Below are 26,415 nucleotides of genomic sequence, written 5' to 3' on the forward strand. Positions count from 1 at the left end.
CGGGCGACTCAGCGCCCCGGCCCGGGCAGGATGCCCCGGCGCTGCGCCTCGAGCACCGCGGTCAGCCGGTCGTGGACGCCGAGCTTGCGGTACAGCCGCGCGGCGTGCGTGGTGACCGTGCGGGCCGAGCAGCCCAGCCGGTGGGCGGCCGCACCGGCGGTCAGCCCGTCGGCCAGGCACAGCAGCACCGCCGTCTCCCGGCCGGTGAGACCGGCCTCCCGGGCCCGTGCCCAGGCCGGTCCCGCCGGTTCCTGCCACCGCGCGAGCAGGCGGACGTGCCGGTCCAGTGCCCGCAGCACCGGCTGCACGGCCGACAGCAGCTCCAGGTCGGCGTCGGTGAAGTCGCGGCCGGGCCGGCCGAAGGCGAACCCGCAGACCTCGTCCGCGCCGCCCCGCAGCGGGAGGCTGACCACCTGGTCCCAGCCGCACACCTCCGCCAGCACGCCACGGGCCGGTGAGCGGCGCCAGCGCTGCCGGCCGCCCGAGGCCTGCTGCGCCGTCGCCGGGGCGAGGTCCCCGGCCGCGGCGGCCGCCAGCAGCGGGTGCGCCGCACGCAGGTGCCGGTTGGCCTCGACCAGGGCGCGCAGTTGCCCGGCGTCGAGCCCGGTGGTGGTGAGCTCGGTCGCGCCGGTCCGCCAGGCGGTGCACTGCAGTGCCCCGGCGGGCGCCTCCAGCCGCGGGCAGAGGACGGCGAACACCGGTTCGGCGGGCAGGCGGGGGCCCACCATCCCGTCGAGCAGGCCGACCACCAGGTCGGTGAGCTCCCGGACCGCGGTCTCCATGGCCGGCCTCCGACGAATCCCCCCGCGGGATCCGGGTGTGCCGGTCCCGCGTCCGCCGTGCGTGCAGGAGGAGCGTGGGCGCCGGTGCGGCGCGCGTCAACGGGCCGCCGCGCGGTCAAGGGGGTCCGGTGCGGGCCGCCCTACGCACTTGTGCGTACAGACGGGCCGGTTCCCCCGTCCCTAGCGTCGCCGCTGGACCCGCGACCACCGCGGTGCCTGCGAAGACCTGGGGGAACCGTGCCTCTCCTCGTGCTGCACATGCGCTGGAACGACCTCGACGAGGAGCGGTACGCCGTGCTCCGCGACTCCCTGCCGGAGGACGACGGCCGGCCGCAGGGCTGCCTGTCCCGCCGGCACGTCCGTCGGCCGCGGGCGGTGATGGTCTACGAGGTCTGGGACGACGGCCCGGCCGCCGAGGAGGAGCTCGCGCGCGTCCGTGCCGTGCTCGGGGCCGGCGCCGAGGAACCGCAGCGCGCCGTCTTCTCGGTGCCCGACCTGTACGCCGCCGGCTTCCCCGCTCGGAAGCCCGCGGCCGCCGCCGTGCCGATCCCCGCACCGCGGTCGCCGGCCGAGACCCCGGTGTCCCTCACCCCCGTCGGCTGACGCCGGAGGACGCCGTCAGCTCCGGAGGTGCTCGGCGAACCAGGCGTCGGTCCGTGCCCAGGCGTCGGCCGCGGCGTCGGGGTCCGGGCGGATCCGGAGCACGCCCCGCAGCACCGGGCGCAGCGCCCGCGGTCCCACCGGGGCGTCGTGCAGGAACCCGTGCCCGGCACCGGGGTACTCGCGCACGTCGTGCCGGACGCCGAGCCGGGTGAGCACCGCCGTCAGCTCGGCGGCGGCGCCGCGCAGGCCCGGGTCCGCCCCGCCGTACCCGGCCACGACCGGGCAGGCGCCGAGCAGCGCCGTGTGCGGGTCCTCCGGCAGCCGCGCGTAGAACACCGCGGCCGCGTCGAACCCCCGGGCGGCCACGGACAGCGCCAGCCCGCCGCCGACGCTGGAGCCCAGGACGCCGAGGCGGCCGGTGCAGCCGGGCATCGCGGCCAGGTGGGTGCGGGCGGCCTCGAGGTCGGCGAAGGGGCGTCCCTCCCCGGCGGCCACGGCCTTGAACGTGCGGACGAGGGCGCGCCGGGCGCCGCCGTCGGTGAACAGGTCCGGCATCAGCGCGAGCCGGCCGGAGGCGGCGGTCCGCTGCACCTGCCGGCGCATGACGCCGTCCACGCCGAAGGCCTCGTGCAGCAGCACGACGCCCGGCCACGGCCCGGGCCCCTCCGGGACGCCGAGCACCCCGCGCAGCCGCGGTGACCCGTCCGGCGCCGGCGGGATCTCGACGTCGTGGAGGGCGATGCGCTGCAGATCGGTCACGGACGGCCTCCCCGGGCTCCGGTCGGTGCCGCCGATGCTGGCAGAGGACACGCGCACGGGGGTTGGCGCGCGCCGCCGGGTGTGGGGGGATGCCGGGATGAGGCGGGCGATCGTGGTCGGTGGCGGGGTCGCGGGACCGGTGACGGCGATGGCGCTGCAGCGCGCCGGGATCGAGGCGACGGTCCACGAGGACCACCCGGCCCCGGCCGGGGACGTCGGCGCGTGGCTCGGCGTCCAGGTCAACGGACTCGACGCCCTGGCGGCGGTCGGGGCCGAGGACGTGGTCCGTGCCGCGGGCTTCCCCACGCACGTGATCGAGTTCCGCAGCTCCACCGGGAGGGTCCTGGGCGTCCTCCCCACCGGCGACCCGTCGGGCGGCCGGCCGGCCGGGATCTCCCTGCGGCGGTCGGAGCTGTACGGGGCCCTGCACGCCGAGGCGCTCCGCCGCGGCGTCGAGGTGCGCTACGGCTCCCGCCTGACCGGCGTGCACGACACCGGCGACGGCGTCACCGCGGAGTTCGCCGACGGCCGCACCCAGACCGCCGACCTCCTCGTCGGCGCCGACGGCGTCCGCTCGACGGTGCGCACCCTGGTCGACCCCGGCTGCCCGCCGCCCCGCTTCGTCCCCGTGCTGAACACCGCGGGGTACTCCGAGCACGTCCCGGCCGGCGCCGAGGTGGGCCGGCTGACCATGGTCCTCGGCCGGCGGAGCTTCGCGGGGTACCTCGCCGCGCCGACCGGCGGGACCTGGTGGTTCGCCAACCCGCCGGTCGACCGGGAGCCCCCGGACGGGGAGGTGGCCGGCACGTCGGACCTGCGGTGGCGGGCCCGGCTCTACGACCTGCACCGGGGGGACCGGTCCCCGGTCGTCGACCTCGTGGAGGCCACGCCGGGGCCGCTGCGCGGATGGACGACGTACGACGTCCCCACCGTCCGGCGCTGGTCCCGTGGGCGGACGGTCCTGGTCGGGGACGCCGCGCACGCGACCTCGCCGGCCGCCGGCCAGGGGTCGTCCCTGGCGATGGAGGACGCCGTCGTCCTGGCCCGGTGCCTGCGCGACATACCGGTCGACGACGCCCTCCGGGTGTTCGAGGACCTGCGCCGGGGTCGGGCGGAGCGCGTGGTCGCCCAGGCGTTCCGGACCAGCAGCGCGCCGCCGCCGCCGGCGGTGGGCCGCGTGGTGCGCGACGTGGTCATGCCGCTGGTGCTCCGCCGCCGCGACCCGCGGGCCTGGGTGCGCGACCACGCCGTCGACTGGGACGCGCCCGTGGCGGCCGCGGCGGGCTGAGCGCCGTTCCCTCCCCGGCCGGGCCGCCGGTCAGTGCCGCGGCAGCGCCAGTGCCGCGGCCAGCCCGGCGGCCACCACCGCGGTGCTGACCGCGAAGGCCACCTGGTACGAGGCGACGTCGGTGAGCCAGCCGGCCACCAGCGGACCGGCCACCGCCCCGAGGTCGGCCGACATCTGGAACACGGCCACGACCCGCCCGCCCCGGGCCGGGCTCACGTCGCCCACCAGGGCCGCCGGCACGCTCGCCAGCAGCGAGGCGGCCAGCCCGTAGGTGGCCATGGACAGCAGGAAGGCCCCGGTCGCCGGCGGCAGGACGAGCACCGCCAGGGCCGCCGTGCCGACGGTGGAGCCCAGCACCAGGCTCGGGCGGCGTCCCCACGTGTCGGCCAGCCGGCCCGAGCGCAGCAGGCCCAGCGCCTGCGCGGCCGAGCCGGCCAGCAGTCCCGCGCCGGCCCAGGCGGCACTGCGGCCGAGCTCCTCGGTCACGTACAGCGGGACCAGGGAGTTGCGGACGCCGAAGAGCACCCAGCCGATGCCGAGGTTGGCCACCAGCGCCGCGACGTAGGCGCGGGAGCGCAGTGCCGCCCGCAGCGGGAGCGGCCCCCCGGAGAGGTCCGGTGCGGCTCCGGCGGCCGCGCCGCCCCGGGTCCCCGGCGTCGTCCGCAGCAGCACCAGCGCGACGGCCCCGGCCACCAGCAGGGTCCCGGCGTAGAGGAAGAAGGGCAGCCGCGGGGACAGCGTGGTGAGCAGGCCGCCGGCGGCGGGGCCGGCGATGCCGCCGAGGATGAAGCCGCCCTGGTAGGTGGCCGCCGCCCGGCCGCGGTGCGACGGCGGCGACACCCGGAGCAGCAGGGCCAGCGCGGCCACGGTGAACATCGCGCTGCCGGTCCCGCCGGCGGCACGCAGCGCGAGGAAGACGGGGAACGACGTCGCCAGCCCCGCCAGCCCGGTCGTGACGGCGACGACGGCGAGCCCGACGGCGAGGACGACGCGCTCCCCGAGGCGCTCGACCAGCGCGCCGCCCCCGAACGCGGAGACGAAGCGGAAGAACGCGAAGGCGCTCACCGACAGGCCGACGGCCGTCGTCCCGATGCCGAAGGAGCGGGCGAACAGCGGGATCGCCGGGGCGACGATGCCGAAGCCGAGCGCGACCACGAAGGCCACCACGGCGAGGACGCCCACCTCGCGGGGGAGCTCCGCTGACCCCCGTCGCCGCACGGCGCCGATGCTCGCAGGCGGTCCCGACGAGCCGGTGGACAGCCCCGCCGCCGGCGGGTCACCATCCTCGCGATCCGTCCCGCACAGGAGGACCGCATGCGCGTCACCCGCCTCACCGCCGACCTCCCGGTGGCCGACCTCGAGGCCACGAAGGACTCCTGCACCGGCTTCCTCGGCACCGTCCTCGACGTCGTCCACCACCACGACTGAGCCGCCGGTGCCGGGCAAGCCGCTGCCCGACGTCGTCGCACCCGGCCTCGACGTCCTGTTCTGCGGCATCAACCCCTCGCTGCTGTCGGCGGCGCGGGGCCACCACTTCGCCCGGCCGGGCAACCGCTTCTGGCCCGCGCTGCACCTGGCCGGGCTCACCCCGCGCCGGCTCGCGCCGGAGGAGGACCGCGAGCTGCTGGTCCACGGGCTCGGGGTGACCAACCTCGTCGACCGGCCCACCCGGACGGCCGCCGAGCTCACCCCCGACGAGCTGCGCGACGGCGCGGCGGCCCTGGGCCGGCTGGTGGCGGAGAACCGGCCACGCGTGGTCGCGGTCCTGGGCCTCACCGCGTGGCGGCTGGCCGTGGGCTCCGCCCGGGCGGGCTGGGGCCGCCAGCCCACCCGGATCGGCGGGGCCGACACCTGGGTGCTGCCCAACCCGAGCGGGCTGAACGCGCACTTCCCACTGCCCGACCTGGCCCGGCTCTACGCGGGACTGCGCGAGCCCGGCTCCTAGCGCGCCGGCTCGGCGGTGCCGACCTCCTCGGCCAGCCGGCCCACCATCGCCACCGCCTCGCCCCGGTCGAGTCCGGCACCCTCGGCCAGCGCCGTGTCGTACTCGACCTCCTCGAGCGCCTCGCGGGTGGCGGTGACGTAGCGCTGCCCGTCCAGCGGGTCCATCCGCAGCGGGTCGTAGCCGACCAGCCGCGCGTTGGCCTGCACCGCGCCGAGCAGCACCGCCGCGGTGCGCGGCCGCCCCGCGGCGGTGGTGGCGCCGACGGCGGCCAGCAGGCCGGCGAGGGTGCCGGTGGCGTCGCCCTCACGGTGGGTCAGCTCCACCATCGCCCAGAGGTCGGCCAGCGCCTCGGGTGCCCGGCCGACGTCGGTGAGCGCCTTCGCCCGGATCCACAGCACCGAGGAGTGCGCCCACGAGTGCCCGAGCCGCAGGGCGAGCTGTTCGGCGCGGGCGAGGTGCTCCAGGGCGCCGTCGGTGTCGCCGGCGGCCCGCGAGAACTGGCCGAGCGTCATGGCGATCTCGACCTGCACCCACTCGATGCCGGAGGCCTGTGCCAGCTCCAGGCCGCGGGCGATGTCCCGGCCGACCTCGCCGTCGGGGTCGGGCTGGCCGAGCAGCGCCCGCACGAAGCCGCGCAGGACCAGCGCGAGGGGCAGCACCGGGTCGCCGTCCGCGGCGGACTCGGCGATCTCGCTGGTGCGCGCCCACAGCGAGGGCACGTCACCGGACAGGTAGGACAGCAGCGCGTCGGCGAGCAGGGCGCCGCTGCGGACCCCGGCGGGCGCGTCCGGGGTGGCGTCGAGCGCGGCGGCCAGCCAGCGGCGGCCCTCCTGCACGTGGCCGCGGCGGTACCAGTACCAGCCCAGCGCGCCGCCGATCCGCAGCGCGCACTCGCCCTGCCCGGTGGCCAGCGCGTGCGCGAGCGCGGCCCGCAGCGCCGGCTGCTCGGCGTCGAGCCGGCGGGCGCTCCCGGTCCACAGCGGGCTGCGCAGCGTCGGCTCCAGGCGCTCGGTGAGGTCGACGGCGAACGAGGTCAGCCGGTCGCGCAGCCGCCGGGACGCTGGGTCGCCGAGCCCCTGCTCGGCGTACTGCCGCAGCGTCTCGAGCATCCGGTAGCGCCGCGCGCCGTGGTCCAGCTCCACCAGCGACTTGGCCACCAGCACCCGCAGCAGCTCCAGCGCGCTGCCGTCGACCTCCGGGCCAGCCACCGCCTCGACGAGGTCGGGACCGAAGGTGCCCGGCAGCACCGCAACCGCCCGGAACACCGCCAGCTCGGCGGGGGAGAGCAGGTCGACGCTCCACTGCACGGTGGCCGCGAGCGTGCGCTGGTGCGGCACCGCGGTGCGCCAGCCGCCCGACAGGAGGGCGAACCGGTCGTCGACCCGCCCGGCCACCTCGGCCAGCGGCAGGGTGGTGAGGCACGCGGCGGCGAGCTCCACGGCCAGCGGCAGCCCGTCGAGCGCCGCGACCAGCTCGCGCACGTGCCGCAGGTCCTCCTCCGAGGGGTCGGCCAGGTGCGGCGCGGCCAGCCGGGCACGGTCGAGGAACAGCTGCTCGGCGTCGCTGCCGGGGCTGCCGGCCGGCATCGGGCCGCAGGGCAGCACCGCCTCGCCGGGCAGGCCGAGGGGCTCGCGGGAGGTGGCCAGCACCTGCAGCTCCGGGCAGCGGGGCAGCAGCGCGGCGCAGGCCGCCGCGGCGGCGTCGACGACGTGCTCGCAGTTGTCCAGCACCAGCAGCAGCGGCCGGTCCTGCAGGGCGGTGGCGACGGCGCCGAGCGCGTCGCCGCCGGCCAGCGTGACGCCGAGGACGGTCGCCACCTGTGCGGCGACCAGCTCGGGGTCCTCGACGCCGGCCAGCTCGACCAGGGCCGCGGGCGGCGCCTCCGCCGGACGGCGCCGCGCTGCCTCCAGCGCCAGCCGCGTCTTGCCGCTCCCTCCGGGGCCGACCAGGGTGACCAGGCGTTGCCCCGACAGGGCGGTGCCCAGCCGGGCGAGCTCGGCGGTGCGCCCGACGAAGGCGGTCAGCGGCACCGGCAGCGGCCCGAGGGCGCGCACCGGGGGCGGTGCCGCTGCGGCCGGCGGGGGCTCCGGTGCCGGCGCGGCGGGGACGGCGGCCGGGCCGGCCAGCGCCGGGTCCTGCCGGAGGATCTGCTCGTGCAGGGACTGCAGCGGGCGGCCGGGGTCCACGCCCAGCCCGTCGGCGAGCAGCCGGCGGCCCTCGTCGTAGACCTCGAGCGCCTCGGCCTGCCGCCCGCAGCGGTACAGCGCCAACATCAGCGAGGCCCGCAGGCCCTCCCGCAGCGGCTCGGCGCGCAGCAGCTCGCGGACGTCGTCGACGATCTCGGCGTGTCGGCCCAGGCGCAGGTCCAGCTCGGCGGCCAGCTCCCGGGCGGCCAGCCGCAGCTGCTCGAGCCGCTCGGACTCCTCGGCGGCGAACGTGGCCGCGACGTCGGCGTAGGCCGGGCCCCGCCACAGCGCCAGCCCCTCGGCGACCGCGGCCCGCGCGTCCTCCGCCTCGCCCCGGGCGGCGAGGTCGCGGGCGGCGCGCAGCAGCTGGACGAAGCGGACGGCGTCGACGTCCCCGGGTGCCACGTCCAGGCGGTAGCCCGGCTCCCGGGTGACCAGCAGCGTCCAGCGGCCGCCCGTGACGTCGGGCTCGAGCTCGCGGCGCAGCCGGGACACGATCGACTGCAGCGTGGCCGAGACCGCGGTGGGCGGCCGGCCGCTCCACACGCGGTCGACGAGCAGGTCGACGGGGACGGTGCGCCCGGCGTCGACCAGCAGCGCGGCGAGGACCGCGCGGTGACGGGGGGACTGCGGAGCGAGGAGCCGGCCGTCGCGCCAGACCTCCACGGGTCCGAGCACGCGGTACGAGGTGCTGGTCATCGCGGCGCAGACTAGGTACCGGGACCTCCTCGTGGGGGTGCACGCGACGCCCCGTGACCTGCCGGTGACCTCGCGCGCCCCGCGCGTGACCTGCTGCCCAAGCGCTCGCCAAGGGGACGCCAAGGACGCACCGACACCCTCCGGGTGCACCGACCACCGCCCCTGGAGACGCCCCGTGACCACCCTGCCCGTCCCCCCGCCGCCGCTGCCGGACCTCCTCGGGGACCCGCGCCCGGCGGTCCTGCCGCCCGACCTGACCGCTGCGCTGTCCGCCCGGCTCTCGCCGTCGGCCACGCTGTCCGCGAGGTCGGGAGTGCAGGTGGCGGAGGTCTCCGACGTCGTCGCCGCCCTGCGGCTGGCCGGCCGGCACGGCGTGCCCGTGACCGTCGGCGGGCCCGGCCGGGTCGACGACGGCGCGGCCCGGCGGCTCGTGGTCGACCCCGGCGGGCTGGCGGGGGTGTCCGTGTCGCCGGCGGGCTGGGCGCGGGTCGGTGCGGGGGTGCGGTGGCGGACGCTGGCCGAGGCGGCCGCGCCGCACGGGCTCACGCCGATCACCGGCGGCTCCGCCGCCGAACGGGTCGCCGACACCGTCACCGGCGGCGGCGTCGGCCCGCTGGCCCGGACCTACGGACTGGCCGCCGACCGGGTGCGGGCGGTGGAGCTGGTCACCGGCGACGGCGTCCTGCGCCGGGTGACACCGACCGACGAGGCCGACCTCTACTGGGGCGTGCGCGGCGGTGGTGCCGCACTCGGCGTGGTCACCGCCGTGGAGCTCGACCTGCTGGCCGCCGGGCCGCGCTACGGCGGGGCACTGCACTGGGCCGAGGTCGACGCCGCACGGGTGGCCGGGGCCTGGCGCACCTGGTCGGCGGGCCTGCCGCCGCAGGCGGGCACCTCGCTGCTGCTCACCCGGCCGCAGGAGGGCGACGGCGCGGTGACCGTCCGCTTCGCGTGGTCCGGCGAGGCCGACGACGGCGACGCCCTGCTCGACGGGCTGCGCGCCGCGGCGCCGCCGTCCCGGACCGACCTCGCGCCCCGCGGGCCGGCCGGCCTGGCCGCGCCCGGGCTCTCCGCGGGGGTGGAGTCCTCCCTGCTGCTGGACCGGCTCTCCGCGGTCGATGCCCTCCTGCGCGCCACGGCCGGCAGCCGGCCGCGGACGGTGGAGGTGCGGCTGCTCGGCGGGGCCCTGGGCTGGGTGCCGCAGCGGCCGAGCGCGGTCTGCCACCGGGACGCGCGGCTGGCCGTGCGCGTGGCCGGCGGCGCCGGCGTCGAGGACCGGGCGGCCACGCGCGCCTGCGCCGAGGAGCTGGCCGCCGCGCTCGGCGCCGACGTGGGCGGCCGCGCCCCGGCGCACGGCTGGGGGACGACGCCGGACGTGCTGGCGCGGACGCCGACGGCCGCGGTCCGGGACCGGCTCGCCGCGCTGGCGGCGGCCACCGATCCGCACCGGATCCTCGAGGGCGCCGCTCCCGGCGGGCGCTAGCCGCCGAGCGCCGCGCGCACCACCGGCGAGGGCCGCAGGGCCACCGCGCGGCCGGCCAGCTCGGCGGCCCGGAGGTGGTCGACGAGCAGCTCCCGGCCCGACGCCGACAGCGCGGTGACCGAGCCGGCGTCGACGCGGTCGACCCGCACCGGCTCCCGCCCGTAGCGGCGCCAGAAGGCCTCGACGGCGGCGGCGTCGACCGCGCCGGCCAGCACCAGCGCCCGCCCGCCGGCGGTGTTCAGCAGGCGGACGACGCCGCGGCGGGGCGCGGCCGATCGCGTCGCGGTCACGCGCCCAGTGTGCGCGGGGAGCACGGCGCCGGCTCCCGGGGACCGTCGGGGGCGTCGGGGGCGTCGGGGGCGTCGGGGAGACTGCCCGGCGTGGACCGGGTCCTGCTGCGCCGCCGCGGGGACGCCGTCGCGGTGCACGAGGCCGACGGCACGGTCACCGAGGTGCCGGCCGACGCGCTGCCCGCCCTGGTGCGCGGGCGCGCCGGCGTCCGCTGGGTCTGGGACGACACCACCCGCTGGTACCCGGCGCTGCTCGCCGCCGGCGTGCGCGTGGAGCGCTGCAGCGACCTGCGGCTGTGCGCCGCGGTCCTGCGCCGCTCGCCGTACGCGGGTCCCGACCCCGCGGAGGACCCCGGCTGGACCGCGCTGGAGCCGGTGACGGCGGGCGACCCGGCGCTGTTCGACCTCGCCGACCCCGCCGACGCGCTGGACCCGGTGGCCGAGGACCGCCGCCAGCAGGCCGTCCTCGCCGCCTCCCCGCAGCGCGCCCGGCTCGGCCTGCTGCTGGCCGCGGAGTCCTCGGGGGCGCTGGCCGCCGCGGAGATGACGCACACGGGGCTGCCCTGGCGGGCCGACGTCCACGACCGGCTGCTCACCGGGCTGGTGGGCCCCCGCCCGGCAGCGGGCCTGCGGCCGCCGGTGCTCGAGGAACTGGCCGGCGAGGTGCGCGCCGCGCTCGGGACCCCCGACCTCAACCCCGACTCGCCGGCCGTGCTGCTGCGCGCGCTGCAGACGGCCGGGCTGCCGGTCGAGGACACCCGCTCGTGGACACTCGAGCGGATCGAGCACCCCGTCGTCGCGCCGCTGCTGGAGTACAAGCGGCTGGCCCGGCTGCTGGCCGCCAACGGCTGGAGCTGGCTGGACACCTGGGCCCGCGGCGGGCGGTTCCGGCCGGTGTACCTGCCCGGAGGCGTGGTCACCGGGCGCTGGGCGTCCTCGGGCGGCGGAGCGCTGTCGGTGCCGGTGCAGGTGCGCCCGGCCGCGGTGGCCGACGACGGCTGGTGCCTGGTCGTGGCCGACGTCGCCCAGCTCGAACCGCGGGTGCTCGCGGGCATGAGCGGCGACACCGCGCTGGCCGACGCCGCCCGCTCGGCGGACCTCTACGCCGGCATGGTCGACGCCGGGGTCGTGGCCACCCGTGCCGAGGCCAAGGTGGGGGTGCTCGGCGCGCTCTACGGCGGCACCCGCGGCGAGAGCGGGCGCATGGTGCCGCGGCTGGCCCGCCGCTACCCGCGCGCGATCGGGCTGGTCGAGGAGGCGGCGCGGACCGGCGAGCGCGGTGCGGTGGTGTCCACCCTGCTCGGCCGCGGCTCCCCGGCTCCCGGCGCGGCGTGGGCCGAGCGGGACGCCGACCTCGGGGAGGCGCCCGAACCCGGCGGCCGCGACTCCGACCGCGCGCGGCGCGCCTGGGGCCGGTTCACCCGCAACTTCGTCGTCCAGGGCACCGGCGCGGAGTGGGCGCTGTGCTGGCTGGCCGACCTGCGCAACCGGCTCTGGCGCCTGGCGGAGGAACGGTCGGGGGAGGGGCGGCTGGAGGAGCGGCCGCACCTGGCGTTCTTCCTGCACGACGAGGTGGTCGTGCACACCCCGGCCGCGCTGGCCGACGACGTCGTCGCGGAGGTCCGGGCCGCCGCGGTCAGCGCCGGGCGGCTGCTGTTCGGGACCTTCCCGGTCGACTTCCCGCTCGACGTCGCCGTCGTCCGCTCCTGGGCAGACGCCGGCTGAGCCCGGCCGGTTGGCGCCGGGCCGCAGCCGGCAGGAGGTCCGGGACGTCGTCGCCGGCGTCCTCTCGCCCCTGACGGTCGCCGCCTGCGGCTCCTCGGAGGACGGCGGCAGCACCGAGCAGGTCGAGGAGGACGAGCCGGACGAGGACGAGCCCGACGAGGGCTGAGCCTCAGTCGGCGCTGGTCTCGAGCAGGCGGCGCAGCGCCTCCTCGAAGTACTCCTCGTAGAGCTCCTGCACGAGGTCGCAGCGGTCCTCGGCGACGGCGGCGTTGACCTGCCAGACGTAGCGCTCGTGCAGCGCGGTCAGCGTGGTGTCCACGGGGTCCTCCCTCCTGATCGGCTCCTCCCAGTGTCCGGCCACGGAGGGCGTCCGTGGGGCAGGGCGGGCTGCTCGCTCGGTCACACCGCCCGCCGTCCGTGCCAGGGTGGGTCCCCGGCTCCTGCCGGGCACCGAGGAGGACCCGTGGACCGCGACGCGTACGGCACCGACGGCACCGACCCCGAGGAGGCCACCGGCCTGCTCGAGCCGGAGGACACCCTCGAGGACCCGCGGCGGGCGCGCGACCTCGACACCGGCTGGTCACCGCCGGAGCGGCCCTGGGGCGTGGACGACTGGGGGACCACCGAGCGCGAGGAGGCCACCGGCGAGAGCCTCGACGGGCGGCTCCGCCGCGAGCTGCCCGACCGGCCGGAGGACGACGGCGACGGGCTCGGTGACCTGGCCGGCGGTGACGGGGAGCTGCTCGACGACGAGGTCGGCGACGCGCGGGCGGGCCGGCTGGCCGACGTCGGCGAGGACGGCGGGGTCGACGAGGAGGACCAGCTGCTCGCCGAGGACCTCGGCATCGACGGCGGCGCCGCCTCCGCCGAGGAGGCGGCGGTGCACCTGGTGCGCCGCCGGGACGAGTAGCCCGAGGGCGTGCGCACCCGCGCGCGACGGGACCGCACAGCGGCCGGGGAGTCGGTCATGCTCCGGGGGTGACCGTCAGCTACTTCGCCCTGTACCGCACCCCCGAGGACCCGGCCGCCTTCGAACAGCACTACTTCGGCAGCCACGTGCCCCTGGTGGAGAAGACACCCGGCCTGCTGGAGAACCGCGTGCACCGGGTGACCCGCCAGTTCGTCGGCGAGCCCGCGTGGTTCCTGCTCGCCGAGCTGGTCTTCGAGTCCCCCGAGGCCATGAAGCAGGCGTTCCGCACCGAGGAGTGGGCCGCCTCCGGCGCGGACCTGCAGTCCTGGGGCGGCATGGAGCTCGTGACGATGTTCGCCGCCGAGCCGCACCCGTCCGCCGGGCAGTGATCCGATGAGAGCGGCGCCCGCGGGCGCCGCTCGGCGTCACCCGCGTGCGACGCGGGCGGCGACGGCCTCCTCGCTCAGCACGGCCTGGACCGTCGTGCCCCGGCCGAGCTCGCGTCCCGCGGCGTCCACGGCGCGGCAGGCGCAGGTCAGCCGGTTGCCCCGGACCTCCGTGCAGGTCGCGGTCACCCGGATGCGGTCCCCGGGCCACGCCGGTGCCCGGTGCTCGACCGACACCGCCGTCCCGATGCCCGCCTCACCCGGCTCGAGGTGGGCCAGCAGCAGCTTGCGGCCGGCCTCCTCGAAGTGCTTGGCCATCGAGTAGGTGGCGTAGACCGGGTGCACCCGGCCGAGCTCGTCGAAGTCGACCGTCATCGCATCGGTGACCACGACGTCGAGCACGGCGGCCGCGCCGGCCGCGATCGGCCGCACCGGGTTCAGGCGTCGAAGTCGACGGTGACCGCGTCGGACAGCGGCAGCGTCTGGCAGGTCAGCACGTAGCCGGCCGCGACCTCCTCCTCCTCCAGCGCGTAGTTGCGGCGCATCTCGACCTCGCCGTCGGTGACCCGCGCCCGGCAGGTGCCGCAGACGCCGCCCTTGCACGCGAAGGGCAGGTCCGAGCGCACCCGCTGGGCGGAGTCGAGGACGGGGACGCCGCGGGGGAGCGCCAGCGTCGTCGTGCGGCCGTCCAGCACCACGGTGACCTGGCTGCTCGGCCCGTCGACGGTCTCCTCGTCGCCGCGCACCGGCTCCGGCGGGACGTCGTCGACGTAGAACAGCTCCTGGTGCACCCGCTGGGCCGGCACGCCGAGCTCGTCGAGCAGCGCGCGGGCGTCGGTGACCATCCCGTGCGGCCCGCACAGCCACCAGTGGTCGACGTGCCCGGCGTCGGTGAACGCCCCGACCAGCGCGCGCAGCCGGTCGCCGTCGAGCCGGCCGCTGGTCAGCTCGGCGTCGCGCGGCTCGCGGGAGAGCACGTGCACCAGCTGCAGCCGGGGGCCGTAGCGGTCCTTCAGGTCGGCGAGCTCGTCGGCGAACATCACCGTGTTGGTGCGCCGGTTGCCGTAGAAGACGGTGACGGTCGACTCGCCGTCGCGCAGCACGCTCGCCGCCAGCGACAGCGCCGGGGTGATGCCGGAGCCGGCGACGACGAAGACGTGGTCGGCGGGCTGCGACAGGTCGGCGGTGAAGGTGCCCGACGGCGGCAGCACCTCGATCTCGTCGCCGGGGCGCACCTCCTGCACGAGGTACCGGGAGAAGAAGCCGCCCGGGACCTCGCGGACGCCGACCCGCGGCGGGGCGCCGACCGGCGCGCAGATGGAGTAGGAGCGCCGCTCGTCGCGGTCGCCGTCGACGCGGCGCAGGGTGAGCGCCTGCCCGGGCCGGAACGCGTAGTCCTCGGCCAGCTCCGGCGGGACGTCGAAGGTGACCGCGACCGCGTCGTCGGTGAGCCGCTCGACGTCCGCGACCCGGAGCGGGTGGAACTGCGGCCGCCGGCGCGGGGGCGCACCCGTCATCAGATCTCCTTCACGTGCTCGAACGGTTCCCGGCAGCCGCGGCAGCGGCGCAGCGCCTTGCACGCCGTCGCGCCGAACTCGCTGAGCTCCTCGGTGTCGGGGGAGCCGCACAGCGGGCAGGCCGCCGTCCGGCGGGGAGGCCCGAGCTGCAGCGGGACCGGGCCGGTGGTGCGGACCGGTGCCTTCCCGGGCGGGGCGATGCCGGCCACGGCGAGCTTGCGCCGGCCCTCCTCGCTGATCCAGTCGGTCGACCACGCGGGGGAGAGCACGGTGCGCACCTCGACGTCGTCGAAGCCGGCGGTGTGCAGGGCGTGCAGCAGGTCGGCGCGCATGACGCCCATCGCCGGGCAGCCGCTGTAGGTGGGGGTGATGTCGACGACGACGGTGCCCTCGTGCACACGGACGTCGCGCAGCACGCCGAGGTCGGCGAGCGTGAGCGCCGGCAGCTCCGGGTCGGTCACCGTCTCGGCGACGGCCCGCGGGTCCCGGGCGGCAGAGATGGCCATTCCTGCCGTCACCAGGTCGCCGCCGGGTGCTGGCGGGCCAGGCCCTGCAGCGTCTCGAGCAGCCCGGTCAGCTCGGGGCCGTGCTCGCCGGCCCGGCCGCGCGGCGCGACGTCGGCGGGCCACGCCGGCACCCGCAGCGTCGCCCGCTCCAGCACGGTGGTGAGCACCTCGTGCACCTCGGCGCGGACGTCGGCCGGGTCGACGGCGACCCCGGCGGCGGCCAGCCGCGCCTCGACGTCGGTGGCGGTGAACAGGTCGGCCAGGTGGGGCCAGACCGCGTCGACGCCGGCCTGCGCGCGGCGGTGCGACTCGGGCGTCCCGTCACCGAGGCGCAGGACCCAGCGGGCGGCGTGGTCGCGGTGGTAGGCCAGCTCGTGCACGCCCTTGGCGGCGATGGCGGCGAGCACCGGGTCCCCGGAGTCGCGCAGCCGGGCGAGCACCGCCAGCCGCACGGTCGAGGCCACGAGCAGCCGGACCATCGTCTGCCCGAAGTCGCCGTTCCCCGCCGCCACCAGGCCGGTGCAGCGGAACTCGTCGGCGTCGCGGAAGTAGGCCAGGGCGTCCTCGTCGGGGATGCTCCCGGTGGCCAGTGACCGGGACCGGCCGAGGACGCCGACGGAGCCCGCGCGGGCCAGCAGCAGCCGCGCCTGCCCGAGCAGGTCCAGGCCGGTGTTGCCGATCGCGACCTCCTCCTCGAGCTCGGGCGCGGCGGTGATCCACTGCGTCAGCCGCTGCGCGAGCACCAGGGCGTCGTCGCCGAGCATCAGGCAGTAGGCGCCCAGGTCGGCCGGGTCGACGCCGTCGGGCACGGTGGTGTCGACGCCGGCCAGCGGGTCGTCGAACCCCGTGCCGAACGCCCAGTGCCCGGCGTCGTCGTGCGCGTTGGTCAACGCGTCGTAGACGGTCTCCTCGTGCATGACCTGCCTCTCGGGGGAGCCATCGGTGCTACGGAGGCCTCACATGTGGGGGACGTTCTCCGGGATCTCGTAGAACGTCGGGTGGCGGTAGACCTTGTCGCCGCTGGGGGCGAACATCGGGTCCTTCTCGTCGGGGCTGGAGGCGGTGATGTCGGCGGCCCGCACCACCCAGATGCTCACGCCCTCGTTGCGCCGGGTGAAGAGGTCGCGGGCGGCGTGCACCGCCATCTCGTCGTCGGGCGCGTGCAGGGAGCCGACGTGCACGTGGTTGAGCCCGCGCTTGCCGCGCACGAACACCTCGTAGAGCGGCCAGTCGCGCCGGCTCACCGACGGCGAGGTCGCCGTCGGCACCTCGGGCCCGGTGGGGACGGCGCCGTGCCCGCCCTCGGCGGTCAGGTCACTGGTCACGGTGCTTCTCCGCGTAGGCGGTGGCCGCCTCGGTGACCCACGCGTTGTCGTCGCGGGCGGCACGCCGGCGGGCGATCCGCTCGGCGTTGCACGGGCCCTCGCCGCTGATGACCCGCTGCAGCTCCGACCAGTCGATGGCGCCGAACCGCCAGTGGCCGGTGGCCTCGTCGAGGGTCAGGTCGGGGTCGGGCAGCGTGACGCCGAGGACCCGCGCCTGCGGCACGGTCATGTCCACGAAGCGCTGCCGCAGCTCGTCGTTGCCGTGCCGCTTGATGCCCCACGCCATCGACTGCGCGGAGTTGGGGCTGTCCTCGTCGGGCGGGCCGAACATCATCAGCGAGGGCCACCACCACCGGTCGACGGCGTCCTGCACCATCGCCCGCTGCGCGTCGGTGCCGCGCACCATCGTCATCAGCAGCTCGTAGCCCTGCCGCTGGTGGAAGGACTCCTCCTTACAGACGCGGATCATCGCCCGGGCGTAGGGCCCGTAAGAGGAGCGGCACAGCGGCACCTGGTTGCAGATCGCCGCGCCGTCGACCAGCCAGCCGATGACGCCGACGTCGGCGTAGGTGAGCGTCGGGTAGTTGAAGATCGAGCTGTACTTCTGCCGGCGCTCGATGAGCTTGTCGGTGAGGTCGGCGCGGTCGGCGCCGAGCGTCTCGGCCGCCGAGTAGAGGTACATGCCGTGCCCGGCCTCGTCCTGCACCTTGGCCAGCAGGACCGCCTTGCGCCGCAGGCTGGGCGCCGCGAGCAGCCAGTCGCCCTCGGGCTGCATCCCGATGATCTCCGAGTGGGCGTGCTGGGCGATCTGGCGCACCAGCGTCCTCCGGTACCCCTCGGGCATCCAGTCGCGCGGCTCGATGCGGTGGTCGGCGGCGATCGTGGCCTCGAACTGCCGCTGCAGCGCGGCGGTGTCCACGGCGGGGTCGGGGTCGCCGGCCGCGGGTCGATCCAGGGTGGGCGCGGACATCGCGTCTCCTCAGGCTGTTTACTGACCGTCCGGTCAGGAATAGTGTTCCCCACACCGCCGGTGCGCACAAGCGCCGGCCGGCGGAAGCGGCGGCCGAGCGACGAGGACGGCACAGATGACGACGACCGACCAGCGGCGGCTCGGCGAGGCCCCCGACCCGGCGACGCTCGACCCGGCGGAGCGCCTCTCGGTCGACGAGCTGCGCGACCTGCAGCTCGAGCGGCTGCGGGAGTCGCTGCGGCACGCCTACGAGCACGTCCCGCACCACCGCCGGGCCTTCGACGCCGCCGGCGTGCACCCCGACGACTGCCGGGAGCTCGCCGACCTCGCCCGGTTCCCGACGACGAGCAAGGCCGACCTGCGCGACAACTACCCGTTCGGCATGTTCGCCGTCCCGAAGGAGCAGGTGCGCCGCGTGCACGCCTCCTCGGGCACCACGGGCCGGCCCACCGTCGTCGGCTACACCGCGCGCGACATCGGCACCTGGGCCACGGTCATGGCCCGGTCCATCCGCGCCGCCGGCGGGCGGCCGGGGGACACCCTGCACAACGCCTACGGCTACGGCCTGTTCACCGGCGGCCTCGGCGCGCACTACGGCGCGGAGGAGCTCGGCTGCACCGTCGTCCCCGTCTCCGGCGGCATGACGCCGCGGCAGGTGCAGCTGATCACCGACTTCGCGCCCCGCGTGATCATGGTGACGCCGAGCTACATGCTCACCGTGCTCGACGAGTTCGAGAAGCAGGGCCTCGACCCGCGCGAGTCCAGCCTGGAGATCGGCGTCTTCGGCGCCGAGCCGTGGACCGAGCAGATGCGCCGCGAGATGGAGGAGCGGGGCGGCATCCACGCCGTCGACATCTACGGGCTGTCGGAGGTGATGGGCCCCGGCGTCGCCCAGGAGTGCGTGGAGACCAAGGACGGCCTGCACGTCTGGGAGGACCATTTCTACCCCGAGGTGATCGACCCCGTCACCGGCGAGGTGCTGCCCGACGGCGAGGAGGGCGAGCTGGTGTTCACCTCGCTCACCAAGGAGGCGATGCCGGTCGTCCGGTACCGCACCCGCGACCTCACCCGGCTGCTGCCCGGCACGGCCCGTCCCGGCATGCGACGGATGCAGAAGGTCACGGGCCGCACCGACGACATGATCATCCTGCGCGGGGTCAACCTGTTCCCCACGCAGATCGAGGAGGTCGTGCTGCGCACCCCGGGGCTGTCCCCGCACTTCGCGTTCGAGCTGGTCACCCGCGGGCGGATGGACCACCTCGTGGTGCGGGTCGAGGCGCGGCCGGACTGCCCCGCCGAGCGGCGTCCCGGCGCGGCCGCCGAGGTGGTGCAGGGCGTCAAGGACATGGTCGGCTCCAGCGTCGAGGTGCTCGTCGTCGACCCGGAGACGCTGCCGCGGTCGATGGGCAAGCTGCAGCGCATGACCGACTCGCGCGAGCGCGCGTGACGCAGACACGGGTCCGCCGCGGCCGCCCCGGGCACTCGCTGGACACGCTGCTCGACGTCGCCGTCGCGGTGTTCAACGAGCGCGGCTACGACGCGACCAGCATGGAGGAGCTCGCCGCCCGGCTCGGCGTCACGAAGTCGGCGATCTACCACCACGTGCCCAGCAAGGTGGAGCTGCTGCGGCTGGCCCTGGACCGCGCGCTGGACGCCCTGTTCGCCGTCACCGAGGAGCCGGGGGCCGTCACCGGCCGCGCGATCGACCGCCTCGAGCACGTCGTGCGCGGCTCGGTGCGGGTGCTCGCCGCGGAGCTGCCGTTCGTCACGCTGCTGCTGCGGGTGCGCGGCAACTCCGACGTGGAGGAGGCGGCGCTGGCCCGGCGGCGGGACTTCGACCGCATCGTCACCGACCTGGTGCGGTCGGCCGAGGAGGAGGGCGACGTCCGGCCCGACGTCGACCCCGCCGTCACCAGCCGGCTGCTGTTCGGCACGGTGAACTCGCTGACCGAGTGGTTCCGGCCCGGCGGTGCCCTGTCCGCCGACGCGCTGGCCGACGCGCTGGTCGCCACCACGTTCGAGGGCCTGCGCGCCCGCCCGTGAGAGGCAGGCGCGCCGGCGGGTCAGCCCCGGTCGGGGCGCGGGCGGTAGGGCCGGCCGGGGTTGAAGACCTCGAGCGTGTAGGCGTCGAAGCGGCGCAGCCACGAGCGGGCGCGGGTGGGGAGCGCGACCGGTCGGGTGGAGGTCGTGGCGGGGGGAGTCGTGGCGGGGGGAGTCATGGCGTCTCCAGGTGGATCGGGATGTGGGGACGTCGTCGTCTCGGCCGCGTCCCACGCTCCCCGCGGCCCGTTGCCGGACGGCCACGCCCCCGTGAACGGGAGGGAAACGACCCCGTGTGCTCCACCACTGCCGCGGGTCGCGGGACCGGGCCCGAAGTCCGGTGACACGGCCGGTCGACGGTGCTTCGATGGGCGCGCACGGGGGCGGATCGACGTCGGAGGTCTCCGGTGGACCCTGTCTCCACGGCCGTGCGCCCGTCGACGGGCCGGTCCCGCGAGCTCCTCCCGGCCATGCGCGTGCTGCTGCTGGCGTTCAGCCTCCTCACCGCCCTCGCCGTCGGGGCGCTGCTGCTGCAGCCCGGCCGCACGAGCCAGGTGTTCGCCTGGACCATCCAGCCGCCGCTGACCGCGGCCTTCCTCGGCGCCGGCTACGCCGCCGGGTGCACGCTGGTGGTCCTCTCGCTGCGGGACCCGGTGTGGGCGAACAGCCGCGTGCCGGTGCTGACCATCCTGGTGTTCACGCTGCTCACCCTCGTGGCCACGCTCGTGCACGTCGACCGCTTCCACTTCCAGGAGGAGTTCGCCGCGGCGCCGCTGCTGGCCCGCGCCGCCGCCTGGTTCTGGACCGGCGTCTACGTCGTCATCCCGCTGACGATGGTCGTCCTCCTGGCCCTGCAGGAGCGGGCGCCCGGGACAGACCCGCCGCGGCGCCGGCCGGTGCCGCTCCTCCTCCGGCTGGCGCTGGCCGCGGAGTCGGTCGTGCTGCTCGGCGTCGGCGCGGCGGTGTCGGTCACCCCCTCGACGGCGGAGACGCTGTGGCCCTGGACGCTGACGCCGCTCACCGCGCGCGTGGTGGGCGCCTGGCTGGTCGCCTTCGGCGTCGCGACGGCGCTGGCCGCGCTGGCCGGCGACCTCGAGAGGCTGCGCACCGCGGCGGTCGCCTACACCGTCTTCGGCGTCCTGGTGCTCGCCGTCGTCGTCTGGCACCGCGGCACGGTGGCCTGGGACCGCCCCGTGGCGTGGGCGTTCGTCACGGTCGCGGTCGCGGTGGTCCTCACCGGCGCCGCCGGGATCCGGCGGCTGCCGGCGACCGCCGCCGGGAGGCACCGCTCCTGAGCCCGGCCGGGGGGATGCGGACGATCGGGTCCCGGTGCATGCTCGAGGTCTCTGCCGCAGGGAGCGGACGATGGGCGGACGACAGGCGAGGCGCGGGCGGGTGACCGCCCCGTGAGCGTGCTACGCCGGGCCCCGACCGCCCGGCGCGCACTGTCCGACGCGGCCCGGCTCGCGGTCGCCGGGGTGCAGGTCGCGGCCACACCGGCCCTGGTCGCCGCCGGCCTGCTCGGCGCCTCGTCCCGGGCCGCGGTACGGACGGCGGAGGGGCTGACCTCCCGGGTCGCCGGCCGGCCGGTCGGCCTCGCGCAGGGCGCCGTCTCCGGGATCCGCGCCGCGGGCACCCTGCTGACCGGGGCGGACCCGCTGCCCACCGGCCGGCTCCGGGAGCTCGCGCGGGTCGCCACCGGCATGTTCGAGCCGGAGGGGGACCGGCACACGCCGCGGGTGTGGGCCGACTCCGGGCTGGTGCAGGTGGAGCTGCCCGCGTGCGCCCCCGGCGCGCCCTCCGACGCGAGCCGGTCGCTGCGCCGGCGACTCGAGGGCCTCGAGGGCGTCCGGTGGGCCACGGTCAACGACGTCCTCGGCCGGGTGCTGGTCGCCGTCGACCAGCGGCGGGTGGGCGTGGACGACGTCGTCACCACCGTCCGCGCGCTGCAGGACGCCGACGACCGCCGGGACGTCCTGCCCGAGCCGGCCGACCACCCGGCCGACCTCGAGCCCCTGCTGGCCGCGGCGACGGCGCTGGCGGTGGACGCGCTGGGCGTCGCGGCGGCCCTCGGTGCCCGGGCACTGCCGGTGCCCGCCCTGTCGCGGCACGCCACGCTCGCCGTCGTCCTGCTCGACACCCAGGACCGGATCACCGAGCTGCTCACCCGCCGGGTCGGCCGGTTCGGCGCCCGCCTGGCCCTCGAGGGGCTCTCGGCGGTCCTGCACTCCGCGACGAAGAGCCCGACGGTCCCCGCGCTCAACGCGGTCGCCTCCCTGCAGCAGGTGCTCGAGGTGCGGGCACGCCGCCAGGTGTGGCGGCGGCGCGAGGAGGAGCTGTGCCGGCCCGAGCCGGACGGGATCGAGCCCGAGGACACCCGTCCGGCCGCCGCTGCGGGGGAGCGGCCCGTTCCGCTCCCGCCCGGCAGGGTGGACCGCTACCAGGCCCGGCTGGGCCCGACGACGGCGGCGGCCGTGCTGGCCGTCCTCGCCCTCACCGGCCGCCCGGGCCGCGCCGCCGACATGGTCAAGGCGCTCTCGCCCCGGGCGGCGCTGCAGGGCCGGGAGTCCTTCGCCGCCACGCTGGACCTGCTGCTGTGCCGGACGGGCGTCCTGCCCCTCGACGGCGCGGCCTACCGACGTCTCGACCGCGTCGACTGCGTGGTCGTCGACGGCGGCGCGCTGTGCACCGGTCCGCCGGTGGTGCTCGAGGCCGAGGCCGAGGCGGACGGGTGGGACGTCGCCGCCGTCTGGACCACCGCCTCCCGGCTGCTCGCGACCGGGGGCAGCGCGGACGGGGTCCGGCTCGGCGACCCGCGGGAGGCCCCGGATGCGCCGGGAGCGTCCCTGCGGACGCTGTACGCCGGGCGCCGCCGCGTGGGCACCGTCCTGGTCGCCCCGGAGCTCGACCCGTACGCCGAGGCGCTCCTCACCACCGCCGCCGGCACCGGCGCGCGGCTGGTCCTCACCGCGCATGCCGGGACCCGCGAGATCGCCGGGATGGCCCAGGAGGTCGCGCCCGCGGACGAGTCGCCGGCCGACGTCGTCCGCCGGCAGCAGGCCGACGGGCGCGGGGTGCTGCTCGTGGCGCCCGCCGATCCCGCCGCGCTGCTGGCCGCCGACGTCGCCGTGGCGCCGGTGCGCCCGGGCCGGGCGCCCGCCTGGGCCGCCGACCTGGTGACCGGGCCGGGTCTGGCCGACGCCTGCCGGGTGGTCCGGGCCGTGTCCGACGCCCGCGCGGTCGCCCGCCGGTCGGTGCAGGGCGCGCTGACCGCCAACGTCCTGGGCAGCCTGCTCGCCGCCGTCGGCTCGGCCCGCGCCGGCCAGCGCCGGGCGACCACACCGGGCAAGACGGCGACGGTCGTGACGATCGTCGACGGCACCTGGACGGCGGTCCGCGCCGCGCGCCGGCCGCTGCCCGCCCCGTCGGCCCACACGCCGTGGCACGCGCTCGACCCCGACGACGTCCTGCGCCGGCTGGCCGAGCTGCCCCGGGCCGACGACTCCCCGCCCGGGCGCCTGGAGCGGGCGTGGCGGCGGGGGACCGGCGTGGCCGCGGTCCGGGTGCCGGTCCGGTTCGCGCGCACCGTCGCCGCCGAGCTCGCCGACCCGCTCACGCCCGTCCTCGGCGCCGGGGCCGGCGCCACCGCGGTGCTCGGCGAGACCGCGGACGCGTTCCTGGTCGGCGGGGTCACCGTGGGCAACGCGCTGCTCGGCGCGGCCCAGCGGATGCGCGCGGAGACCGCGCTGGAGTCGCTGCTGCTCGAGCAGGACGCCTGCGTCCGCCGGGAGACCGACGGCGGCTCCGAGGAGGTCCCGGCCGGCGCGCTGCGCGTGGGCGACGTGGTCCTCGTCGGGTCCGGCGACGTGGTGACCGCCGACGCGCGGCTGCTGGCGGCCGAGGACCTCGAGGTCGACGAGTCGAGCCTGACCGGCGAGTCGCTCGCGGTGGCCAAGTCCCCGGCCGCGACGCCGGGCGCCGAGGTCGCCGACCGGCGCTGCATGCTCTTCGACGGGACGACCGTGGTCGCCGGCACCGGGCGCGCCGTCGTCGTGGCCGTCGGGTCGGCCACGCAGGCCGGGCGGGCGACCCGTGCTGCCGGGCGCGGGGCACCGCCGGCCGGCGTCCAGGCCCGGCTGGCCGAGCTGACCCGCTCGGTGCTGCCGCTGACGCTGGCCGGCGGCGGTGCGGTGACCGCGCTCGGGGTCGTGTGGCGGCGGCCGCTGCGGGAGGCGGTCAGCGCGGGCGTCGCCGTCGCGGTGGCGGCCGTGCCCGAGGGGCTGCCCCTGGTGGCCACCGTCGCCCAGCAGGCCGCGGCGCGGCGGCTGTCGCGGCGCGGCGCGGTGGTGCGCAGCGCCCGCGTCCTCGAGGCGCTCGGCCGGGTGGACACCGTCTGCTTCGACAAGACCGGCACGCTCACGGAGAACCGGCTGCAGGTGGTGCGGCTGCTGCCGCTCGGGGACGGCGGCGACGACGAGGACGGCCTGCTCCGCCTCGCGGCGGCAGGGGTGGGCGCCGGCGACACCGACGCGCACGAGACCGACCGCGCGGTCGCGGCCGCCGCCGGCGACCGCGGCGTGGCCTGCGCGGGGGAGCCCGAGGCCTCCGTCCCGTTCGCCACCGGGCGCGGCTTCTCGGCGGCCCTCCGCGGGGGCCGGCTGGTGGTCAAGGGCGCGCCGGAGGTCGTGCTGCGTCAGTGCACCGACGCGGGCGACGCCGCCGCCCGCGTGCGGGACCTGGCCTGCGAGGGGCTGCGGGTGCTGGCCGTGGCCGACCGCGAGGTGGAGGGGCGGCCGGAGGACCTCGAGGCGGCGGCGACGGGGCTGACCCTGCGCGGCCTGGTGGGGCTGGCCGACACGGTGCGCACGTCCTCGGCGGCGGCGGTCGAGCAGCTCGGCGCGGCGGGCGTCCGGGTGCTGGTGGCCACCGGTGACCACCCCGAGACCGCCGCCGCCATCGCCGCGCAGGCCGGTGTCCCCGACGCCGACCGGGTGGTGACCGGCGCCCGCCTGGCGCGGGCCTCGGACGCCGAGCGGACCCGTCTGGTGCAGGAGGCGGCGGTGTTCGCCCGGCTGACCCCCGAGCACAAGGTGCTGCTGGTGTCGGCGCTGCGCCGGGCCGGCGCCACGCTGGCCATGACCGGCGACGGCGTCAACGACGCTGCCGCGATCCGGCTCGCCGACGTCGGGGTCGGCGTGGCCGGGGCGGAGTCGCCCGCCGCCCGCAGCGCGGCCGACCTGGTGATCACCGACCTCGACCTGACCCGGCTGGTCGACGCCGTGGCCGAGGGGCGCGCGCTGTGGTCCCGCGTCCGGGACGCCGTCGCCATCCTGGTCGGGGGCAACGCCGGCGAGGTCGCCTTCACCGTGCTGGGCACCGCGTTCGGCGGACGCGCACCGCTGGGCACCCGGCAGCTGCTGCTGGTCAACCTGCTCACCGACATGTTCCCGGCGCTGGCCGTCGCCGTGGCCCGGCCAGGGGCGGCGGCCCCGGCCTCGGACGGGGGGCCGCTGACCGGGCACCCGCTCGAGGCCGCGCTGCTCGCCGGGCCGTACCGCGGGTTCCGGGAGGCGGTGCACCGGCTGGTCGCCGTCCGCGGCGTCGCCACCACCGTCGGCGCGACGGGCGCGTGGGCCACCGGGCGGGTGTCCGGGCCGCGCCGCCGGGCCAGCACGATGGGGCTGGCGGCCCTCATCACCACGCAGCTCGGGCAGACCGCCTGGGCCGGGCGCCGCAGCCCGCTGGTGCTGGTCACCGCGGCCGGGTCACTGGCCGCGCTGGCCGCCGTCGTGCAGACCCCCGGGCTCAGCCGGTTCTTCGGCTGCACCCCGCTGGACCCGCTGGCGTGGCTGGTCGTCCTGGGCTGGGCCGCGGCCGGCACCGCCGGCGCGGAGGTCGTCCCGGTGCTGTACCGCCGGTGGGCGGGTCAGGACGCGACGCGCTCCGGTGCGCGCGACCGGGACGACCGGGTGATGGCCCAGCCGACGAGGGCGGCCACCGGGAACATCAGCACGCCGTAGACCGCCGCGGGGACGGCGAGCTCCACGCTCCCGAGGACGCTGATCGCGACCGCGATGGCCAGCGTGCTGTTGTGCACGCCGATCTCGAAGGCGCACGCGACCGCCTGCCGGTGGCCGATGCCGAGCGCGCGCGGCACGGCGAAGCCGAGCAGCAGGCTGAGCGCGCAGAAGGCGAGGGCGACCAGCCCGACCTCGCGCAGGTACCCGGCCACGTTCTCCCGCTCCGCGACGACCGTCCCGGCGATCACCAGCGCCAGCACGACGGCCGAGAGCACCCGCACCGGCCGGTCCATGCGGTCGGCGAAGGCCGGTGCCGCGCGCCGCACGAGCATGCCCAGGGCCACCGGCACCAGCACGATCGCGAAGACCTGCACCGTCTTGCCGAACTGCAGGCCGATCGACCCGGCGCCCGGCGGGTCGAAGACGGTCACCGCGAGGTTGGTGACCAGCGGCAGCGTGACCACCGCGAGCAGCGAGTTGACCGCCGTCAGGGAGACGTTGAGCGCGACGTCGCCCCGGAAGAGGTGGCTGAACAGGTTCGCCGTCGTCCCGCCCGGGGAGGCGGCCAGCAGCACCATGCCGACCGCGAGCACGGGCTCCAGGCCGACGGCGGTCACGAGGCCGAAGCACAGCGCCGGCAGCACCAGCAGCTGCAGCCCGAGGGCGACGACGGCGGCGCGCGGCCGGCGCGTGACCCGGACGAAGTCGTCGACGGTGAGCGACAACCCCAGCCCGAACATGATCACCGCCAGGGCGGCGGGCAGGGCGACGGTGCTGAGGGCCGAGTCCACGGGTGACCTCCGGAACGGCCGCGGCGCCGGTGCCGCGGGGGTGCCGGGATCCTGGCGGACCGGAGGCCGCCGGGACGAGAGCCGACACGCGAGCGGGGGACCGGCCACGACGGTCCGGTGGTTGACGGGGCGCCGGACCGGGCACCGGGTACCGGTCTGCCATCCGGCGCGGGACGGCGTCGACAGCTCC

The 26,415-nt window shown here is 77.6% G+C and carries 26 protein-coding genes; 12 read left to right on the forward strand and 14 right to left on the reverse strand.

The window, feature by feature from the left end; all coding sequences use genetic code 11:
- Positions 1–8 precede the first annotated feature (8 nt).
- Positions 9–782 carry a helix-turn-helix transcriptional regulator gene (locus HLV61_RS09900; protein WP_369254819.1) on the reverse strand — a complete coding sequence of 258 codons (774 nt, stop codon included), beginning with the start codon at positions 780–782 and terminating at the stop codon, positions 9–11.
- Between the two features lie 237 nt (positions 783–1,019).
- Between HLV61_RS09900 and HLV61_RS09905 the strand changes: the two genes are divergently transcribed.
- A complete protein-coding gene (locus HLV61_RS09905; RefSeq protein WP_369254821.1) occupies positions 1,020–1,385 on the forward strand; it encodes a hypothetical protein in 366 nt (121 codons plus the stop codon).
- 15 nt (positions 1,386–1,400) lie between these two features.
- On the opposite strand, the gene HLV61_RS09910 is transcribed toward HLV61_RS09905, so the two are convergent.
- A complete protein-coding gene (locus tag HLV61_RS09910; RefSeq protein WP_369254823.1) occupies positions 1,401–2,144 on the reverse strand; it encodes a dienelactone hydrolase family protein in 744 nt (247 codons plus the stop codon).
- Positions 2,145–2,241: 97 nt separating this feature from the next.
- Between HLV61_RS09910 and HLV61_RS09915 the strand changes: the two genes are divergently transcribed.
- Positions 2,242–3,432 (forward strand): FAD-dependent oxidoreductase, encoded by a 1,191-nt coding sequence (locus tag HLV61_RS09915; RefSeq protein ID WP_369254825.1) that lies wholly within the window; start codon positions 2,242–2,244, stop codon positions 3,430–3,432.
- 30 nt (positions 3,433–3,462) lie between these two features.
- On the opposite strand, the gene HLV61_RS09920 is transcribed toward HLV61_RS09915, so the two are convergent.
- Positions 3,463–4,650: an MFS transporter gene (locus HLV61_RS09920; protein WP_369254827.1), complete on the reverse strand. Its 1,188-nt coding sequence runs from the start codon at positions 4,648–4,650 to the stop codon at positions 3,463–3,465.
- A 217-nt stretch (positions 4,651–4,867) separates the two neighbouring features.
- Here HLV61_RS09920 and mug point away from each other — a divergent pair, with 217 nt between their 5' ends.
- A complete protein-coding gene (gene mug, locus HLV61_RS09925) occupies positions 4,868–5,377 on the forward strand; it encodes a G/U mismatch-specific DNA glycosylase (protein ID WP_369254829.1) in 510 nt (169 codons plus the stop codon).
- Here the strand turns inward: mug and HLV61_RS09930 are convergent.
- Positions 5,374–8,262 carry a BTAD domain-containing putative transcriptional regulator gene (locus tag HLV61_RS09930; protein WP_369254831.1) on the reverse strand — a complete coding sequence of 963 codons (2,889 nt, stop codon included), beginning with the start codon at positions 8,260–8,262 and terminating at the stop codon, positions 5,374–5,376. The genes mug and HLV61_RS09930 overlap by 4 nt on opposite strands.
- Positions 8,263–8,437: 175 nt before the next feature.
- Between HLV61_RS09930 and HLV61_RS09935 the strand changes: the two genes are divergently transcribed.
- Positions 8,438–9,745: an FAD-binding oxidoreductase gene (locus HLV61_RS09935; RefSeq protein WP_369254833.1), complete on the forward strand. Its 1,308-nt coding sequence runs from the start codon at positions 8,438–8,440 to the stop codon at positions 9,743–9,745.
- On the opposite strand, the gene HLV61_RS09940 is transcribed toward HLV61_RS09935, so the two are convergent.
- Positions 9,742–10,035, reverse strand: coding sequence for a hypothetical protein (locus HLV61_RS09940; RefSeq protein WP_369254835.1), 294 nt, complete (start codon positions 10,033–10,035; stop codon positions 9,742–9,744). The genes HLV61_RS09935 and HLV61_RS09940 overlap by 4 nt on opposite strands.
- Positions 10,036–10,125: 90 nt before the next feature.
- On the opposite strand from HLV61_RS09940, the gene HLV61_RS09945 reads away from it, so the two are divergent.
- Entirely contained in the window at positions 10,126–11,760 is a 1,635-nt protein-coding gene (locus tag HLV61_RS09945; protein ID WP_369254837.1) for a bifunctional 3'-5' exonuclease/DNA polymerase, read from the forward strand.
- Positions 11,761–11,770: 10 nt separating this feature from the next.
- Positions 11,771–11,926, forward strand: coding sequence for a hypothetical protein (locus HLV61_RS09950; protein ID WP_369254839.1), 156 nt, complete (start codon positions 11,771–11,773; stop codon positions 11,924–11,926).
- 3 nt (positions 11,927–11,929) lie between these two features.
- Here the strand turns inward: HLV61_RS09950 and HLV61_RS09955 are convergent, their stop codons facing one another.
- Positions 11,930–12,079, reverse strand: coding sequence for a hypothetical protein (locus tag HLV61_RS09955; protein ID WP_369254841.1), 150 nt, complete (start codon positions 12,077–12,079; stop codon positions 11,930–11,932).
- 144 nt (positions 12,080–12,223) lie between these two features.
- Between HLV61_RS09955 and HLV61_RS09960 the strand changes: the two genes are divergently transcribed.
- Positions 12,224–12,670 (forward strand): DUF5709 domain-containing protein, encoded by a 447-nt coding sequence (locus HLV61_RS09960; protein ID WP_369254843.1) that lies wholly within the window; start codon positions 12,224–12,226, stop codon positions 12,668–12,670.
- Between the two features lie 68 nt (positions 12,671–12,738).
- Positions 12,739–13,059, forward strand: coding sequence for an EthD family reductase (locus HLV61_RS09965; protein ID WP_369254845.1), 321 nt, complete (start codon positions 12,739–12,741; stop codon positions 13,057–13,059).
- Between the two features lie 36 nt (positions 13,060–13,095).
- Here the strand turns inward: HLV61_RS09965 and HLV61_RS09970 are convergent, their stop codons facing one another.
- Genes HLV61_RS09970 through paaA form a run of 6 tightly spaced genes read right to left on the reverse strand, consistent with a single transcriptional unit; the run spans position 13,096 to position 17,374 of the window.
- Positions 13,096–13,488: a thioesterase family protein gene (locus HLV61_RS09970; RefSeq protein WP_369254847.1), complete on the reverse strand. Its 393-nt coding sequence runs from the start codon at positions 13,486–13,488 to the stop codon at positions 13,096–13,098.
- A 5-nt stretch (positions 13,489–13,493) separates the two neighbouring features.
- A complete protein-coding gene (paaE, locus tag HLV61_RS09975) occupies positions 13,494–14,573 on the reverse strand; it encodes a 1,2-phenylacetyl-CoA epoxidase subunit PaaE (RefSeq protein WP_369254849.1) in 1,080 nt (359 codons plus the stop codon).
- A complete protein-coding gene (paaD, locus tag HLV61_RS09980; RefSeq protein WP_369254851.1) occupies positions 14,573–15,079 on the reverse strand; it encodes a 1,2-phenylacetyl-CoA epoxidase subunit PaaD in 507 nt (168 codons plus the stop codon). Before paaD ends, paaE begins: the two co-directional genes overlap by 1 nt.
- Before the next feature lie 8 nt (positions 15,080–15,087).
- On the reverse strand, positions 15,088–15,996 hold the full coding sequence (paaC, locus tag HLV61_RS09985) for a 1,2-phenylacetyl-CoA epoxidase subunit PaaC (protein ID WP_369254853.1): 909 nt from the start codon (positions 15,994–15,996) through the stop codon (positions 15,088–15,090).
- Positions 15,997–16,035: 39 nt separating this feature from the next.
- Positions 16,036–16,404: a 1,2-phenylacetyl-CoA epoxidase subunit PaaB gene (gene paaB / locus HLV61_RS09990; protein WP_369254855.1), complete on the reverse strand. Its 369-nt coding sequence runs from the start codon at positions 16,402–16,404 to the stop codon at positions 16,036–16,038.
- A complete protein-coding gene (gene paaA, locus HLV61_RS09995; protein ID WP_369254857.1) occupies positions 16,394–17,374 on the reverse strand; it encodes a 1,2-phenylacetyl-CoA epoxidase subunit PaaA in 981 nt (326 codons plus the stop codon). Before paaA ends, paaB begins: the two co-directional genes overlap by 11 nt.
- A 115-nt stretch (positions 17,375–17,489) precedes the next feature.
- Here paaA and paaK point away from each other — a divergent pair, with 115 nt between their 5' ends.
- Both paaK and HLV61_RS10005 read left to right on the forward strand, forming a co-directional pair.
- The gene (paaK, locus tag HLV61_RS10000) at positions 17,490–18,821 is read left to right on the forward strand and encodes a phenylacetate--CoA ligase PaaK (RefSeq protein WP_369254859.1); all 1,332 of its coding nucleotides are present in this window, start codon (positions 17,490–17,492) and stop codon (positions 18,819–18,821) included.
- Entirely contained in the window at positions 18,818–19,417 is a 600-nt protein-coding gene (locus HLV61_RS10005) for a TetR family transcriptional regulator (RefSeq protein ID WP_369254861.1), read from the forward strand. The genes paaK and HLV61_RS10005 overlap by 4 nt, the downstream gene beginning before the upstream one ends.
- Positions 19,418–19,437: 20 nt before the next feature.
- Here the strand turns inward: HLV61_RS10005 and HLV61_RS10010 are convergent, their stop codons facing one another.
- Complete coding sequence (locus HLV61_RS10010) at positions 19,438–19,593, reverse strand: hypothetical protein (RefSeq protein ID WP_369254863.1); 156 nt, start codon at positions 19,591–19,593, stop codon at positions 19,438–19,440.
- Between the two features lie 228 nt (positions 19,594–19,821).
- Between HLV61_RS10010 and HLV61_RS10015 the strand changes: the two genes are divergently transcribed.
- Positions 19,822–20,709 (forward strand): hypothetical protein, encoded by an 888-nt coding sequence (locus HLV61_RS10015; RefSeq protein ID WP_369254865.1) that lies wholly within the window; start codon positions 19,822–19,824, stop codon positions 20,707–20,709.
- 111 nt (positions 20,710–20,820) lie between these two features.
- Positions 20,821–25,434: a cation-translocating P-type ATPase gene (locus HLV61_RS10020; RefSeq protein WP_369254867.1), complete on the forward strand. Its 4,614-nt coding sequence runs from the start codon at positions 20,821–20,823 to the stop codon at positions 25,432–25,434.
- Here the strand turns inward: HLV61_RS10020 and HLV61_RS10025 are convergent.
- The gene (locus tag HLV61_RS10025) at positions 25,341–26,225 is read right to left on the reverse strand and encodes a bile acid:sodium symporter family protein (RefSeq protein WP_369254869.1); all 885 of its coding nucleotides are present in this window, start codon (positions 26,223–26,225) and stop codon (positions 25,341–25,343) included. The genes HLV61_RS10020 and HLV61_RS10025 overlap by 94 nt on opposite strands.
- Between the last annotated feature and the right edge of the window lie 190 nt (positions 26,226–26,415).

Origin of the sequence: Geodermatophilus amargosae (assembly GCF_041028265.1) — a bacterium.
Lineage (GTDB): Bacteria > Actinomycetota > Actinomycetes > Mycobacteriales > Geodermatophilaceae > Geodermatophilus > Geodermatophilus amargosae_A.

Coding starts and splice junctions, on each gene's coding strand:
- HLV61_RS09900 (WP_369254819.1), bottom strand. CDS start 782: ATGGAGACCGCGGTCCGGGAGCTCACCGACCTGGTGGTCGGCCTGCTC.
- HLV61_RS09915 (WP_369254825.1), top strand. CDS start 2,242: ATGAGGCGGGCGATCGTGGTCGGTGGCGGGGTCGCGGGACCGGTGACG.
- HLV61_RS09930 (WP_369254831.1), bottom strand. CDS start 8,262: ATGACCAGCACCTCGTACCGCGTGCTCGGACCCGTGGAGGTCTGGCGC.
- paaE (WP_369254849.1), bottom strand. CDS start 14,573: ATGACGGGTGCGCCCCCGCGCCGGCGGCCGCAGTTCCACCCGCTCCGG.
- paaD (WP_369254851.1), bottom strand. CDS start 15,079: ATGGCCATCTCTGCCGCCCGGGACCCGCGGGCCGTCGCCGAGACGGTG.
- paaC (WP_369254853.1), bottom strand. CDS start 15,996: ATGCACGAGGAGACCGTCTACGACGCGTTGACCAACGCGCACGACGAC.
- paaA (WP_369254857.1), bottom strand. CDS start 17,374: ATGTCCGCGCCCACCCTGGATCGACCCGCGGCCGGCGACCCCGACCCC.
- paaK (WP_369254859.1), top strand. CDS start 17,490: ATGACGACGACCGACCAGCGGCGGCTCGGCGAGGCCCCCGACCCGGCG.
- HLV61_RS10010 (WP_369254863.1), bottom strand. CDS start 19,593: ATGACTCCCCCCGCCACGACTCCCCCCGCCACGACCTCCACCCGACCG.